Annotated in this window: 11 protein-coding genes; 7 read left to right on the top strand and 4 right to left on the bottom strand. The window is 59.4% G+C overall.

From position 1 onward, the window contains the following. Positions 1-199: 199 nt before the first annotated feature. From MRBLMR1_RS28890 to MRBLMR1_RS28875, 4 genes are all read left to right on the top strand, one after another. Positions 200-1,225, top strand: a complete 1,026-nt coding sequence (locus tag MRBLMR1_RS28890) for a sugar ABC transporter substrate-binding protein (protein WP_148143755.1) — start codon at positions 200-202, stop codon at positions 1,223-1,225. A 96-nt stretch (positions 1,226-1,321) separates the two neighbouring features. Then, entirely contained in the window at positions 1,322-2,401 is a 1,080-nt protein-coding gene (locus MRBLMR1_RS28885) for an ABC transporter permease (protein WP_148143756.1), read from the top strand. Next, a complete protein-coding gene (locus MRBLMR1_RS28880; RefSeq protein ID WP_148143757.1) occupies positions 2,377-3,183 on the top strand; it encodes an ATP-binding cassette domain-containing protein in 807 nt (268 codons plus the stop codon). Before MRBLMR1_RS28885 ends, MRBLMR1_RS28880 begins: the two co-directional genes overlap by 25 nt. After that, complete coding sequence (locus tag MRBLMR1_RS28875; RefSeq protein ID WP_148143758.1) at positions 3,180-3,803, top strand: nucleoside triphosphate hydrolase; 624 nt, start codon at positions 3,180-3,182, stop codon at positions 3,801-3,803. The genes MRBLMR1_RS28880 and MRBLMR1_RS28875 overlap by 4 nt, the downstream gene beginning before the upstream one ends. A 487-nt stretch (positions 3,804-4,290) precedes the next feature. Here MRBLMR1_RS28875 and MRBLMR1_RS28870 read toward each other — a convergent pair whose 3' ends face one another. The 4 genes from MRBLMR1_RS28870 to MRBLMR1_RS28855 all read right to left on the bottom strand — a co-directional run bounded on the left by MRBLMR1_RS28870 (position 4,291) and on the right by MRBLMR1_RS28855 (position 9,612). Further along, positions 4,291-5,892: an ABC transporter ATP-binding protein gene (locus tag MRBLMR1_RS28870; RefSeq protein WP_148143759.1), complete on the bottom strand. Its 1,602-nt coding sequence runs from the start codon at positions 5,890-5,892 to the stop codon at positions 4,291-4,293. A gap of 1 nt (position 5,893) precedes the next feature. Further along, positions 5,894-7,036 carry an ABC transporter permease subunit gene (locus MRBLMR1_RS28865; RefSeq protein WP_148143760.1) on the bottom strand — a complete coding sequence of 381 codons (1,143 nt, stop codon included), beginning with the start codon at positions 7,034-7,036 and terminating at the stop codon, positions 5,894-5,896. After that, positions 7,029-7,952 (bottom strand): oligopeptide ABC transporter permease OppB, encoded by a 924-nt coding sequence (gene oppB, locus MRBLMR1_RS28860; RefSeq protein ID WP_148143761.1) that lies wholly within the window; start codon positions 7,950-7,952, stop codon positions 7,029-7,031. Before oppB ends, MRBLMR1_RS28865 begins: the two co-directional genes overlap by 8 nt. 61 nt (positions 7,953-8,013) lie before the next feature. Further along, a complete protein-coding gene (locus MRBLMR1_RS28855) occupies positions 8,014-9,612 on the bottom strand; it encodes a peptide ABC transporter substrate-binding protein (RefSeq protein WP_148143762.1) in 1,599 nt (532 codons plus the stop codon). Positions 9,613-10,194: 582 nt separating this feature from the next. Between MRBLMR1_RS28855 and MRBLMR1_RS28850 the strand changes: the two genes are divergently transcribed. From MRBLMR1_RS28850 to fdhF, 3 genes are all read left to right on the top strand, one after another. Next, positions 10,195-10,674, top strand: a complete 480-nt coding sequence (locus MRBLMR1_RS28850) for a formate dehydrogenase subunit gamma (protein WP_148143763.1) — start codon at positions 10,195-10,197, stop codon at positions 10,672-10,674. After that, positions 10,671-12,227 carry a formate dehydrogenase beta subunit gene (locus MRBLMR1_RS28845; RefSeq protein ID WP_183686872.1) on the top strand — a complete coding sequence of 519 codons (1,557 nt, stop codon included), beginning with the start codon at positions 10,671-10,673 and terminating at the stop codon, positions 12,225-12,227. Before MRBLMR1_RS28850 ends, MRBLMR1_RS28845 begins: the two co-directional genes overlap by 4 nt. An 84-nt stretch (positions 12,228-12,311) precedes the next feature. Continuing rightward, positions 12,312-15,191, top strand: coding sequence for a formate dehydrogenase subunit alpha (gene fdhF / locus MRBLMR1_RS28840; protein WP_183686870.1), 2,880 nt, complete (start codon positions 12,312-12,314; stop codon positions 15,189-15,191). The last annotated feature ends 13 nt before the right edge of the window (positions 15,192-15,204 follow it).

Here is a 15,204-nt window from a genome sequence, read left to right as displayed (position 1 = left end):
CTCTCTCACGTTGGGCATAGCATGACAAGGCAGAATAAATAATTCAATCGGAATTAATTATTGACAGGAGATTTTCTTTCGCGATTATTGACGATTGTAAGGATGCAGGAACGCCCGGAGGAGGCACTGGGGCACGATCCGGCCTGCATCCGGAATGAACCCGTCCGCAGCGAGCGGACTTCGTCTCTGGGAGGAGATCATGAGAAAATCCGTACTTTCCCTGTCATTCGGGGCGTTGGCGCTTGGCGTCGTCTTTTCTGCACCCGCTTACGCCGCGGACATTTCGGCCTGCCTGATTACCAAGACCGATACCAATCCCTTCTTCGTCAAGATGAAGGAAGGCGCGACCGCCAAGGCCAAAGAACTCGGCGTCTCGCTGAAATCCTATGCCGGCAAGATCGACGGCGACAGCGAAAGCCAGGTAGCGGCGATCGAGACCTGCATCGCCGATGGCGCCAAGGGCATCCTGATCACCGCCTCCGACACCAAGGGCATCGTGCCGAACCTGAAGAAGGCGCGCGATGCCGGCCTGCTGGTGATCGCACTCGACACGCCGCTGGAGCCGATCGACGCCGCCGACATGACCTTCGCCACCGACAATCTGCTGGCCGGCAAGCTGATCGGTCAATGGGCCAAGGATACGCTGGGTGACGCCGCCAAGGAAGCCAAGGTGGCCTTCCTCGATCTTACCCCGTCGCAGCCTTCCGTCGACATTCTTCGCGACCAGGGTTTCATGATCGGTTTCGGCATCGACCCGAAGGATCCGAACAAGATCGGTGACGAGGACGATCCGCGCATCGTCGGACACGATATCACCAACGGCAATGAAGAAGGTGGCCGCACCGCGATGGAAAACCTTCTGCAGAAGGACCCGACCATCAACGTCGTCCACACGATCAACGAACCGGCTGCCGCCGGTGCCTATGAGGCGCTGAAATCGGTCGGCCGCGAGAAGGACGTGCTGATCGTCTCGGTCGACGGCGGTTGCCCGGGCGTCAAGAACGTCGCCGATGGCGCGATCGGCGCCACCTCGCAGCAATATCCGCTGCAGATGGCGGCACTCGGCATTGAGGCGATCAAGAAGTTTGCCGATAGCGGCGAAAAGCCGAAGCCGACCGAAGGCAAGAACTTCTTCGATACTGGCGTCACGCTGGTCACCGACAAGCCGGTGCCGTCGATCAAGTCGATCGACACCAAGGAAGGCCTGAACAAGTGCTGGGGCTAAGCCTCTAGCAAATCCTTGCGGGCCGGTGGACCTGTTCCACCGGCCTGCCACGGCAACCCGGCCTGAACCGGGCATCGACAAAAGCGGGAGGATTTCATGAGCGAGCCAGTGGCAAGCGCACCGCATCACGACTATGAAAAAGTGCTCAAGGACAGTTCGAAGGATGTAGCATCCTTCGAACAGGACAAACCGTCCTTCCTTCACAAGTTCCGTCACTTTCTGCATTCCAACCCGTCCGCCGTATCGCTGATCGTGCTGGTCGTGTCGTTGATCGTGTTCGGCCTGACGCTTGGCGGCAAGTTTTTCTCCGCCTTCTCGCTGACGCTGATCCTGCAGCAGGTGGCGATCACCGGGATCGTCGGGGCGGCCCAGTCGCTGGTCATCATGACCGCCGGTATCGATCTTTCGGTCGGCGCCATCATGGTTCTGTCGTCGGTCGTCATGGGGCAATTCACCTTCCGCTACGGCTTGCCGCCGGAACTCGCGATCCTCTGTGGTTTTGCAACCGGTGCGCTTTGCGGTTTCATCAACGGCGTTTTGATCGCCAGGGTGAAACTGCCCCCCTTCATCGTGACACTTGGCATGTGGCAGATCGTGCTTGCCAGCAACTTTCTCTATTCCGCCAACGAGACCATTCGCTCGCAGGAAATCGAAAGTACCGCCCCAATTCTCCAATTCTTTGGAGAAACCTTCAAGTTCGGCGGCGCGGTGTTCACCTATGGCGTGATCGCCATGATCCTTCTCGTCGCAGTGCTCTGGTACGTACTCAACCACACCGCTTGGGGACGGCATCTCTACGCAGTCGGCGACGATCCGGAAGCAGCCGATCTTTCCGGCGTCAACGTGCAGCGCATGCTGATTTCCGTCTATATGCTATCGGGTGTGATCTGCGCGCTGGCAGGCTGGGCACTGATCGGCCGTATCGGCTCCGTGTCGCCAACCGCCGGTCAGTTTGCCAATATCGAATCGATCACCGCCGTGGTGATCGGCGGCATCTCGCTCTTCGGCGGCCGCGGCTCCATTCTCGGCATGATGTTCGGCGCGCTGATCGTTGGCGTCTTTTCGCTCGGCCTGCGCCTGCTCGGCACCGATGTGCAATGGACCTATCTCCTGATCGGCGTCCTCATCATCGTCGCCGTCGCAGCCGACCAATGGATCAGAAAGGCTTCACGCTGATGACCGACACACGCAAACCCATCCTCACTGGTCGCAATCTCGTCAAGCGTTACGGCCGTGTCACCGCCATCGACAATGCCGATTTCGATCTCTATCCCGGCGAAATCCTCGCCGTGATCGGCGACAACGGCGCCGGAAAATCCTCGCTGATCAAGGCGATTTCCGGCGCGATCCGTCCCGATGAGGGCGAGATCCGCATGGACGGAGAACTCGTGCATTTCGCCTCGCCGATCGAGGCCCGAAAGGCCGGTATCGAAACCGTCTACCAGAACCTCGCACTGTCACCGGCGCTGTCGATCGCCGACAACATGTTTCTCGGTCGCGAAATCCGCAAGCCCGGCTTCATGGGTAAGGTTCTGCGCAAACTCGACCACGGCGCCATGGAAAAGATGGCGCGTGAAAAGCTCTCCGAGCTTGGATTGATGACCATCCAGAACATCAACCAGGCCGTGGAAACGCTGTCTGGCGGTCAGCGCCAGGGCGTGGCGGTGGCGCGGGCAGCAGCCTTCGGTTCCAAGGTCATCATCCTTGACGAGCCGACGGCAGCACTCGGCGTCAAGGAAAGCCGGCGTGTGCTGGAGCTGATCCTCGACGTGCGCTCGCGTGGCATTCCGATCGTGCTGATCTCACACAACATGCCGCATGTCTTCGAGATCGCCGACCGCATCCACATCCACAGGCTAGGAAAACGTCTTACCGTCATCAATCCGAAGGATTATACGATGTCGGACGCCGTCGCATTCATGACCGGCGCAAAGGCGCCGGAGCCGCTTGCCGCATGACAATGACCACCGATGATATCGCCCGCACAATCATTCACCGTGCGGGCGACAGGCGACGTTTTATCGTCGCGATTGCCGGCCCGCCGGGCGCAGGCAAGTCGACCCTGGCCGACTCGCTTTCAGCGGCGTTGAAAACGCTTGGTGAGAGCGCAGAAGTCCTGCCGATGGACGGCTTCCACATGGACAATGGCGTCCTGCAGAAAAAAGGCCTCCTTTCCCGCAAGGGGGCGCCCGAGACGTTCGACGTCCGCGGCTTTCTCGACATCATCCGTGCAGTCAGGGTGGCGGAAGGAGAAGTGCTGGTGCCAGTATTCGACCGATCCCGGGAACTGGCCATCGCGGCAGCACGCATCATCGATGATTCGACGCGGTTCGTTCTTGTCGAGGGAAACTACCTGCTTCTCGATCGCGCTCCCTGGTCGGCACTGGACGGCGAATTCGACTACGAGATCCTCATCTCTGCCCCCGTCGCGACACTTGAGGAACGGCTTATGGATCGCTGGCGCGGTTACGGATTGAGCGAAGAGGCGGCCCGGGCAAAAACGCAAGGGAACGACCTGAAAAACGGCGCCCTGATCAGGGACCATTGCCGTGAGGCCGATATCATTCTGACGGATTAAACGAAAAAGCCTGCCGCGGGAGGAGGTGCGGCAGGCTTTTCGAAAAGATTTGAACAGCGACTGGGAGGAGGAGTGTCGCTGCTCGATCAGGCGCCCTTGGGAGGAGGAGTAGGTCGCCTGAAAATCAGAGGTCTGCGGGAGGAGGAGCATCGCTCTGATGTGGTCATCATACAGGCGAACCGATACTTTAGAAGCGATATTGCTGCAGCAGAGCCATGCACTGAACGCTTAGCTATGGACACTACGACTCTTCAATGCTCACAAATGTGGCAATGGCCAGAGCCGCCGCAGCATCGGCTCGCTTCCAGCACGACAAGACCAGCAAATTAAGGCCGATTTGCAGGATCGGTAGACGCGATCGACTACTCGATCGTGCTATCTCAAAGAGCAGAACCAATTCCTCCGACAACCGGCATACCGATATCCAGACATGGAAAAGGGCGCGACGATGCGCGCCCTTTTTTAAGAATGTCCCGATCGACCCGTACTATACGCTGAAAGCCGCGCCGATCAGCGCCTTCGTATAATCGGCCTTCGGGGCCTCGAAGATTGCATCCGTTTCGCCCTGTTCGACGATCTCGCCGTTTTTCATCACGATCACATAGTCCGAAATGGCTTTGACCACCGACAGGTCGTGACTGATGAAGACGTAGGAAAGATTGTGATCGGCCTGCAGCTTGCGCAACAAATCGATCACCTGCCCCTGAACCGACCGGTCGAGAGCCGATGTCGGCTCGTCGAGGATGACAACACGCGGCTTGAGGATCATCGCCCGGGCAATCGCAATACGCTGCCGCTGGCCGCCGGAGAATTCATGCGGATAGCGGTTGCGTGCTGCCGGATCGAGGCCAACCTCCTGAAGCGCCGCGATGGCGCGCCGGTCGCGATCGGCCTTGCTCAAGCCAGGCTCGTGGACAAGCAGGCCTTCGGTGATGACCTCACCGACAGTCTGGCGCGGCGAAAGCGAACCGTAGGGATCCTGGAAGACGAGCTGCATCTCCTTGCGCAGCGAACGCATCTGGCGGCGATCGTGCCGCGAGATGTCCTGTTTGCCGAAGCGGTATGCACCGTCGCTCGGCAGGAGCCTTAAAAGCGCGCGCCCGAGCGTCGATTTTCCGGAACCCGATTCGCCGACGACACCGATCGTCTGGCCTTCCTGCAGTCTCACGGTGACGCCATTGACGGCACGGAAGGTACGCGGACCTTTGGACAGAAACCCTTTGCCGATATCGAAATCGACGACCACGTCACGGCCTTCGAGAATGATCGGGGCATTGTCTGCCGGCGGCGCCTTGCGGCCATGCGGCTCCGCATCGATCAGCATGCGGGTATAGGACGAGGTCGGGTTCTCGAAGATCTGCTCCGTCGTCCCCTGCTCCACCACCTCACCGCGGCGCATGACGACGACGCGTTCCGCGAAATGGCGCACGATACCGAGATCGTGGGTGATCAGCACGATCGCCATGCCGAACCGCTCCTGCAGCGAGCGCAGGAGTTTCAGGATCTGTGCCTGGATCGTCACGTCGAGCGCCGTGGTCGGCTCGTCGGCGATCAGCACATCAGGCTCGTTGGCAAGCGCCATGGCGATCATCACGCGCTGGCGCTGGCCGCCGGAAAGCTCATGCGGATAGCTGTCGATCCGGCGCGCCGGATCGGGAATGCCGACGAGTTCCAACAGCTCCAGCACGCGGGCGCGGGCCTGCGCCCTTGAGCCGCCGCGGTGATAGAGGATCGGCTCGGCGATCTGCCGGCCGATCGTATAGAGCGGATCGAGCGAGGTCATCGGCTCCTGAAAGATCATGGTGATCTTGGCGCCGCGCACCTTGTTCAGCTCGCTCTTCGGCAAGCCGACAAGTTCCTTGCCGCGATATCGGGCAGATCCGATGACCGTGCCGTTCTTGGCGAGCAGGCCCATGACGCCCATCATGGTCTGGCTCTTGCCGGAACCGCTCTCGCCCACGACAGCAAGTGTCTCGCCGGCCTTGATATCGAAACCGATACCCTTGACCGCATTCACGGTGCCGTCCGGCGTCGAGAAATCGACCTTCAGATCGCGAATGGAGAGGATGTTTTCTTGTGTCCCAGTCATATCAGCGGTCCTTCGGGTCAAGTGCATCGCGCAGGCCATCGCCGATGAAGTTCAGCGAGAAGAGCGTTGCCACGAAGAAGATGGACGGGAAGATCAGCAGCCACGGGGCCGACTGGATGTTGCTGGCACCTTCCGAGATCAGCGCGCCCCAGCTCGTCAGCGGCGCCTGAACGCCGAGGCCGAGGAAGGAAAGAAAACTCTCGAGAAGGATCACTTTCGGCACGACGACGGTAACGAAGACGATGACCGGGCCGATCGTGTTCGGAATGATATGCCGGCGGATGATCTGCCAGTCGCTCAATCCCAGTGCCTGTGCGGCACCGACGAATTCCCGACGCTTCAATGCCAGCGTCTGACCGCGCACGATACGGGCCATGTCCAGCCATTCCACCGCGCCGATGACAAGGAAGATCAGTATGAAGGATCGGCCGAAAAAGACGACGAGCACGACGACGAGAAAGACGAAGGGCAGCGAATAGAGGATTTCGACAAACCGCATCATTACATTGTCGACGCGACCGCCGAGATAACCCGATGTCGCGCCATAAAGCACGCCGATGCCGAGCGAGACGAGACTGGCAAGCAGGCCGACCGCGATCGAGATCTGGCCGCCGAGCATGACGCGGGCAAGCATGTCGCGACCATTCGGATCGGTGCCGAAGAAGAAATATTCGCGGCTGACAGTGCCTTCGACCTTCAGCTCGCGCCCGTCGTTTTCGGTTGCGACGACCTTGGTGTTTTTGAACTCGTTGGCACGGTCGAAATAGCGGGTTGCGCGCGGATCGATCGGGTTTTCGGCGCTCAATGTTGCGGTAAATGTCTGTCCTTCAACATTGAACTCATCGAGATTGACGCGGGCGCGGGTGGCAACGCCACGCATCGCATCTTCCAGCGACGCCTCATCCGGCCGTGGCTCAAGGCTCGGGCCGACGGAGACGTAGGAGGAATAAACCTGGTCATAGCTGTGCGGCACGAAGAACGGGCCGATGTAGGAAAACAGCGCGATCAGCACCATCATCACGCAGCCGGCCATCGCAGCCTTGTTGCGACGGAAGCGAAGGGCTGCCAGCTGAAACAGGCTGCGGCTTTTGTTGTCCGGGCTTTCCGGCTGCGCGGGCGCAGGATTAGTGACGATATCAGTCATGGCGAACCCTCGGATCGAGCAGGCCGTAAATGAGATCGACCACGAGATTGAAAACGATGACGAAGATGGCGATCAGCACGACCGTGCCCATGACCAGCGTATAATCGCGGTTGAGCGCGCCGAGCACGAAATAGCGGCCGATGCCGGGAATGGTGAAGATCGTCTCGACCACGGCGGAACCGGTCATCAGCGCCGCAGCGCAGGGCGCGAGATAGGAGACGACCGGCAGAAGCGCGCCGCGCATGGCATGGGTGATGACGACGATCCGCGGCGGCAAACCGTAGGCCCGAGCTGTGCGGATATGGTCGGCATGCAGCGCCTCGATCATCGAGCCGCGGGTAAGACGAGCAAAAACGGCAAGCTGCGGCAGCGCCAAGGCGATCATCGGCAGGAGCAAATAACGGAACGAACCGTCACCCCAGCCGCCGGCCGGCAGCAGCGAGAAGACGATAGCGAAGATCAGCGTCAGAACCGGGCCAACGACGAAATTCGGAATTGTCGTGCCGACGGTCGCGAGGGACATGATGGAGAAATCGAGCACGCTGTTCTGGCGAAGGGCAGCAATCGTGCCAAGCGTGACGCCGCCGACCAGAGCCAGGAGAAGCGCGAAAAAGCCGAGTTCCATAGAATAGGGCAGGCCCTTGCTGATCAGTTCGGCGACCGTGTTGTCCTTGTAGATGTAGCTCGGGCCGAAATCGCCCTGAACGGCATTGGATATGTAGGTTACATATTGCCGCCACAGGGGCTGGTCGAGCTGATAGGTCCGCATGATGTTTTCCATCGTTGCGGGCGGAAGCGGGCGCTCCAGATTGAACGGGCCACCTGGCGCAAAGCGCATCAGGAAGAAGGAAATGGTGACGACGATAAACAGCGTCGGTACGGCGCTCGCAAGGCGGCGCAGGACAAAAGCCAGCATGCGGGTGTCTCCTGCAAAACGGCGCCCGCGGTTAGGCGGGCGCCGTCTCGGATGATGGATGTTATTCGGAAACGCTGAGGAAGCGGCTCAGGTGCTCGTTGGCAGCATTGTCCTCCCAGCCGGAAACGCGGTTGGACACGAGCCAGAGATCAGCCTGGGTAAGCAGAGGCGCGACCGGCTGGTCACGCGACAGAAGCGCTTCGGCTTCGTGCAGCAGCTTGGAGCGGGCTTCCGGGTTCTCTTCCGCATAGGACTTCTGCATCAGAGCGTCGAATTCCGGGTTGTTGTACTTGCCGTAATTGAAGGTCTTGTTGGTCGACAGGTTCAGCGCCAGGAAGTTTTCGGCATCCGCATAGTCGGCAACCCAGCCGGCGCGGGCAACGTTGAACTTGCCGCCTTCCTGCAGGTAAGCGTAGTGCGACGAGACGTCGAGATTGGTCATCGTCACCTTGGCTTTGAAAGTGTTCTTCCACATGTCGGCGACGGCGGTGGCGACACGCTCGTGGTTCGGGTTGGTATTGTAGCGGATCTCGATTTCGAGCGGCTTGCCGCCTTCACCGTAACCAGCTTCCTTCATCAGTTCGAGCGCCTTGTCCTCGCGATCAAGCTGCGAAAGTGTGGCGAAATCGGCCTTGGATGGCTCACCGTAGCTTGCCATGCCCGGGGGGACCAGCGAATAGGCCGGGATCTGCGAGCCGCTGTAGATTTCCTTGGCGAGAAAGTCACGATCGACAGCCATCGAAAGTGCCTGACGAACGCGCACGTCGTCATAGGGTGCCTGACTGCCATCGAAGGCGTAGTAGTAGGTGGCCAGCGTCGGGGAAACGTGGACCTGATCCTTGTAGGTGCCGCGCAGGCGCTCGATCTGGTCGGCCGAGAAATTGAAGACGAGATCCATTTCCTTCGCTTCGAAGCGACGGACGGACGCAGCCTGGTCGTCGATCGGATAGAAGATCACCTTGTCGAGCTTGGTGTTGGCAGCGTCCCAATGGTTCTCGTTCTTCTCAACCACGAGGCTATCGTTTGGCACATGGCTGACCAGCTTGAAGGCGCCGTTAGACACCATCACACCAGGCTTGACGAAGTCGGCACCGTTTTTCTCGACACTTGCTTTGGAAACGGGCAGCGCGGTCTGGTGGGCCAGCAGCTCAAGGAAGAACGGGGTCGGGCGCTCGAGCGTGATCTGAAACGTCTTGTCGTCGACGGCCTTGACGCCGAGTGTGGCGACCTCAGCCTTGCCGTTGTTGATCGCTTCGGCATTCTTGATCGGGTAGAGGATATTGGCGTATTTCGCTGCCGTCTTCGGATCTTCTACACGCTTGAAGGAAAACTCAAAGTCCTGTGCAGTAACGGGTGTACCATCCGACCACTTTGCATTTTCGCGCAGCTTAAACGTGTAGGTTACACCGTCATCAGACAGTGTCCAGCTCTCGGCAGCGCCCGGGATAATCTTGCCAGCAGCATCGTAAATCGTCAGACCTTCGTAAAGATCCTTGAGGATGAAGGCTTCGATATTGATCGAGGTCTGCGCCTGATCGAGCGTCTGTGGCTCGCCGGCATTGCCGCGATGAAGCACTGCCTCGGCGAAGGCCGGAGCGCTGGCGAAGAGCACTGACCCCAGCAGCGCGGCCGCAGAAAGTTTGAGAAGACGAGAAGACATGATCGGTATCCTTTCCCAGTTTATTCCGGATCAGTTGCGGGAATGAATGACAGAAAGGCATGGACTGCAAGGCTTTTCTCATCGCGTCACAGTCGAAGGAGACAACTGTGGCACGCAAGAAAAACGTCAAGGTTGCATAAGAGAAATGTGAACTTGATGAAAGCCATCCGCCATATTCATCTCGTCCGATGAGCCGCCAGGACCATTAGAGACATCTTACGTACAGGGAAGATATGCCGAAGATAGCGTTTCTCTCGCATTGGGTGAGTTGGCGAAATTTTATTGCTCATGGGTGTATGCAGCGATCTTCGGCGGCGGCATTTGCAGTCAGCCAAAGGACACTTTTTGCGTGTGTACCGTACCTACATTGGCAACACAAAAAGAACCGTTACTCCACAATGTTATGATCTGGCGGAATGGCTTGATAGGTGTTCGCTATCGCGTAACCGATCTCGTTTATTGACGGGCAGGCTTCGTGTTGCGACATTTTCCCGCATCCCCGAATGATCTTACCATCGGGGAATGGATGCCGGAGACAGTCGAGGAGGACAGGTTTGCGGCATATGCCGGGAGGCCACGTCCATGACCATGCGAAATTCCGCTGGTGAGATCGCCCAGCGGTCACGCGACATCATCCGTGACCGGAAGCATCTGGAAGGGCCGATGCTGCCCATTCTGCATGCGCTTCAGGCGGAGTTCGGTTACATACCGGATATCGTCAAGCCAGTCATCGCCGATGAACTCAACCTCTCCCGTGCGGAAGTCCATGGCGTCGTCACCTTCTATCCCGAATTTCGTGAACATCCGGGTGGACGGCATGTTCTGAAAATCTGCCGAGCCGAAGCCTGTCAATCGGTGGGCTGTGATAATCTCGCGGATCGCGTTCGCCAGTTGCTGGGGATTGATTTTCACCAGACGACGCCTGACGGAGCGGTGATGCTCGAACCGGTCTATTGCTTGGGTCTGTGCGCCTGCGGTCCTGCCGCCATGCTGGATGGCGAGGTTTATGGCCGGGTCGACGAGCACTGTCTTTCCGAAATTGTTGGGAGGCTGGGCCGATGACGGTAACGATCTTCGTCCCTCGCGATGCCGCATCCCTGGCGCTCGGAGCCGAGAAGGTTGCAGCGGCAATCACAAGCGAAATCGCTGCCCGCAGTATTGACGCCAGGATCGTGCGCAACGGCTCTCGCGGCATGTTCTGGCTCGAACCGCTGGTGGAGGTGCGCACCGATCACGGTCGCGTCGCTTACGGGCCGGTGAAAGCCTCGGATATAAAAGACCTTTTCGACGCCGGTTTTCTCTCCGGCAAGGCCCATCCTCTCTGTCTTGGGCTGACGAAGGAAATCCCCTTCCTGCGTCAGCAGACCCGCCTGACCTTCTCCCGCTGCGGCGTGACCGATCCGCTGTCACTCGATGATTATCGCCATTATCAGGGGCTGAAGGGACTGGAACAGGCTATCGCGATGCCGCGGGCCGAGATTGTGGCTCAGGTCACCGAAAGCGGGCTGCGAGGGCGCGGCGGTGCCGGTTTCCCTACCGGCATCAAGTGGAAGACTGTGATGGAGGCGGTGGCGCCTCAAAAATATATCGTCTGCAATGCCGACGAGGGCGATAGCGCCACCTTTGCCGACCGGATGATCATGGAAGGCGACCCGTTTGTCCTGATAGAAGGCATGGTGATCGCCGGCTTCGCGACCGGTGCGACCAGGGGATACATCTATACCCGCTCCGAATATCCGCATGCCATTGCCACGATGGGCCAGGCAATCGGCATTGCCCGGGCAGCTGGCATTCTCGGTCCCTCGGTGCTCGGGTCTGATCATGCCTTTGACATCGAGATCCGCGCAGGCGCAGGCGCCTATGTCTGCGGCGAGGAAACTGCACTGCTCAACTCGCTGGAGGGAAAACGCGGCATCGTTCGCGCCAAGCCGCCTTTGCCGGCCCTGCAAGGTTTTCTCGGTCGCCCGACGGTGGTCAACAACGTTATCTCGCTTGCCTCCATCCCGGTCATCATGCATCGCGGCGCTGCTTTCTATCGGGATTTCGGCATGGGGCGCTCACGCGGCACGATCCCGATCCAGATCGCCGGCAATGTGAAATATGGCGGGCTCTTCGAAACGGCCTTCGGCCTGTCGCTTGGCGAGATCGTCGATCATATCGGCGGCGGCACGGCCACGGGGCGACCGGTGAAAGCCGTGCAGGTGGGCGGCCCGCTTGGCGCCTATTTTCCGCGCGCGCTGTTCGACACGCCATTCGATTACGAGGCTTTTGCCGCCAAGGACGGACTGATCGGCCATGCCGGCATTACCGTGTTCGACGATACCGTCGACATGCTGAAACAGGCGCGCTTCGCCATGGAATTCTGCGCCATTGAAAGCTGCGGCAAGTGCACGCCATGCCGGATCGGCTCCACCCGCGGCGTCGAGACGGTCGACAGGATCGGTCGCGGCATCGAGCCGGACAAGAACAAGGTGCTGCTCGCCGATCTCTGCAATACGATGAAGTTCGGTTCGCTTTGCGCGCTCGGCGGTTTCATCCCCTACCCTGTGATGAGCGCGATGACGCATTTCCCGGAGGATTTCTCCCCCGTGCCGTTGGCGGAGGCTGCGGAATGATGAGGTTGGACTTTTTCTTTTCAGCGCCGCTTACTTCCATCATCTGGACAGTACGAATGCCGATCTCCAGCAAGGAGGCACGTCATGTCGCTCATCCATGAAATCGACTACGGCACGCCTGCATCCCGCTCTGCAAGACAGGTAACACTCACCATCGACGGCCGCGCCATAACCGTGCCGGAAGGCACGTCGATCATGCGGGCCTCGATGGAGGCGGGCATCCAGATCCCGAAACTCTGCGCTACCGACATGGTCGACGCCTTCGGTTCCTGCCGCCTCTGCCTGGTGGAGGTCGAGGGGCGCAACGGCACGCCGTCCTCCTGCACCACGCCTGTCGCACCGAACATGGTCGTCCATACCCAGACCAACCGCCTGAAGGATATCCGCCGTGGCGTGATGGAACTTTATATCTCCGATCATCCGCTCGACTGCCTCACCTGCGCTGCCAATGGCGACTGCGAACTGCAGGACATGGCGGGTGCCGTTGGCCTTCGCGACGTTCGTTACGGCTACGAGGGTGACAATCATGTACGCGCGCGCAACGACGGTGCCATCAACGCGAAATGGATGCCGAAGGACGAATCCAACCCCTATTTCACCTATGACCCGTCGAAATGCATCGTCTGTTCGCGCTGCGTGCGTGCCTGCGAGGAAGTACAGGGCACTTTCGCGCTGACGATCGAAGGGCGTGGTTTCGCAAGCCGGGTCTCGCCCGGTGCGCATGAGCATTTTCTCGATTCGGAATGCGTGTCCTGCGGCGCCTGCGTGCAGGCCTGTCCCACCGCGACGCTGACGGAAAAGTCGGTGATCGCAATCGGTCAGCCGGAGCATTCAGCCGTGACCACCTGCGCCTATTGCGGAGTTGGCTGCTCCTTCAAGGCGGAAATGCGCGGCGAGGAACTTGTGCGCATGGTGCCGTGGAAGGAAGGTCAGGCCAATCGCGGCCACTCCTGCGTCAAGGGCCGGTTTGCCTATGGTTATGCCAGCCACAAAGACCGCATCCTCAACCCGATGATCCGCGAGAAGATTTCCGATCCATGGCGGGAGGTGACCTGGGAAGAGGCGTTTTCCCATATCGCCACCGAGTTCCGGCGTATCCAGTACCAGTATGGCCGTGACGCTATCGGCGGCATTACCTCGTCGCGTTGCACCAACGAGGAAACCTTTCTTGTCCAGAAACTGGTGCGCGCCGGTTTTGGCAACAACAATGTCGATACCTGCGCCCGCGTCTGCCATTCACCGACGGGCTACGGTCTCGGACAGGCTTTCGGCACGTCCGCCGGCACGCAGAATTTCGATTCGATCGAGCAGTCCGATGTGGTGATCGTTATCGGCGCCAACCCCACCGACGGTCATCCGGTCTTCGGCTCGCGGCTGAAAAAGCGACTGCGGCAGGGTGCAAAGCTGATCGTCATCGATCCGCGCCGCATCGATCTGGTGAGGACGCCGCATGTGGAAGCGGCCTACCACCTGCCTCTCAAACCCGGCACCAATGTCGCAGTCATGACGGCACTGGCGCATGTCATCGTCACCGAGGGCCTGGCTGCGGAGGCGTTTATTCGTGAGCGCTGTGATTGGTCGGAATTCGAAGACTGGGCGGCCTTCGTTTCCGAAGAAAACCATAGCCCGGAAGCAACCGAAAGCTTTACCGGCGTTCCGGCCGATCTTATACGCGGTGCCGCCCGGCTGTTTGCCACCGGCGGCAATGGCGCGATCTATTACGGCCTAGGCGTTACCGAACACAGCCAGGGTTCGACGACCGTAATGGCGATCGCCAACCTTGCCATGGCAACGGGCAATATCGGCCGGCCGGGCGTCGGCGTGAACCCGCTGCGCGGCCAGAACAATGTTCAGGGTTCCTGCGACATGGGCTCGTTTCCGCATGAACTGCCGGGCTATCGCCATATCTCGGACGATGCCACGCGCGACACATTCGAAAAACTCTGGGGTGTGACGCTGAACAACGAGCCCGGCCTGCGCATTCCCAACATGCTGGATGCAGCCGTCGAAGGCACATTCAAGGGCATCTATATCCAGGGCGAGGATATTCTGCAGTCCGACCCAGATACCAGACATGTCTCGGCCGGGCTCGAAGCCATGGAATGCGTTGTTGTGCACGACCTTTTCCTCAACGAGACGGCCAATTATGCCCATGTCTTCCTGCCGGGTTCGACATTCCTCGAGAAGGACGGAACCTTCACCAATGCCGAACGCCGCATCAACCGTGTACGCAGGGTGATGACCCCGAAGAACGGTCTTGCCGATTGGCAGGTGACGCAAAAGCTTGCGCAGGCAATGGGGCTGAATTGGAATTATGCCCATCCATCCGAAATCATGGATGAGATCGCCGCAACGACGCCGAGCTTTGCGTTGGTTTCCTACGATTACCTCGATAAAATGGGTTCGGTTCAGTGGCCTTGCAACGAGGCGCATCCTAAAGGTTCGCCGATCATGCATGTCGATGGATTTGTCCGAGGCAAAGGAAAATTCATCCGCACCGAATATGTGGCGACCGACGAGCGCACCGGACCACGCTTCCCGCTGCTGCTCACCACCGGGCGTATCCTGTCCCAATACAATGTCGGGGCTCAGACACGACGCACCAAAAACGTCATCTGGCACGCTGAAGACCGGCTGGAAATCCATCCGCATGACGCAGAGCAACGCGGCATCAAGGATAGCGACTGGATCAAACTTGCAAGCCGCTCGGGCGATACCACGCTTCGGGCACAGATTACCGACCGGGTCTCGCCGGGTGTCGTCTATACGACCTTCCACCACCCGGATACGCAGGCCAATGTCATCACGACCGATTTCTCCGATTGGGCAACCAACTGTCCTGAATATAAGGTGACGGCAGTACAGGTTTCCCCGTCCAACGGCCCGACGCAATGGCAGGAGGACTACAATGATCTGTCCAACCGCTCACGTCGCATCGCAGGCAAAATACAGGCCGCGGAGTAGAGCCCGGTCAGGA

This window comes from Neorhizobium sp. LMR1-1-1.1 (assembly GCF_040675795.1).
Classification (GTDB): domain Bacteria; phylum Pseudomonadota; class Alphaproteobacteria; order Rhizobiales; family Rhizobiaceae; genus Neorhizobium; species Neorhizobium cellulosilyticum.
Note: the sequence above shows the minus strand (reverse complement) of the source record. Positions and strands in the feature narration are given on the sequence as shown.

Coding starts and splice junctions, on each gene's coding strand:
- MRBLMR1_RS28885 (WP_148143756.1), top strand. CDS start 1,322: ATGAGCGAGCCAGTGGCAAGCGCACCGCATCACGACTATGAAAAAGTG.
- MRBLMR1_RS28870 (WP_148143759.1), bottom strand. CDS start 5,892: ATGACTGGGACACAAGAAAACATCCTCTCCATTCGCGATCTGAAGGTC.
- MRBLMR1_RS28855 (WP_148143762.1), bottom strand. CDS start 9,612: ATGTCTTCTCGTCTTCTCAAACTTTCTGCGGCCGCGCTGCTGGGGTCA.
- MRBLMR1_RS28875 (WP_148143758.1), top strand. CDS start 3,180: ATGACAATGACCACCGATGATATCGCCCGCACAATCATTCACCGTGCG.
- MRBLMR1_RS28845 (WP_183686872.1), top strand. CDS start 10,671: ATGACGGTAACGATCTTCGTCCCTCGCGATGCCGCATCCCTGGCGCTC.
- MRBLMR1_RS28880 (WP_148143757.1), top strand. CDS start 2,377: ATGGATCAGAAAGGCTTCACGCTGATGACCGACACACGCAAACCCATC.
- MRBLMR1_RS28890 (WP_148143755.1), top strand. CDS start 200: ATGAGAAAATCCGTACTTTCCCTGTCATTCGGGGCGTTGGCGCTTGGC.
- MRBLMR1_RS28865 (WP_148143760.1), bottom strand. CDS start 7,036: ATGACTGATATCGTCACTAATCCTGCGCCCGCGCAGCCGGAAAGCCCG.
- MRBLMR1_RS28850 (WP_148143763.1), top strand. CDS start 10,195: ATGACCATGCGAAATTCCGCTGGTGAGATCGCCCAGCGGTCACGCGAC.
- oppB (WP_148143761.1), bottom strand. CDS start 7,952: ATGCTGGCTTTTGTCCTGCGCCGCCTTGCGAGCGCCGTACCGACGCTG.
- fdhF (WP_183686870.1), top strand. CDS start 12,312: ATGTCGCTCATCCATGAAATCGACTACGGCACGCCTGCATCCCGCTCT.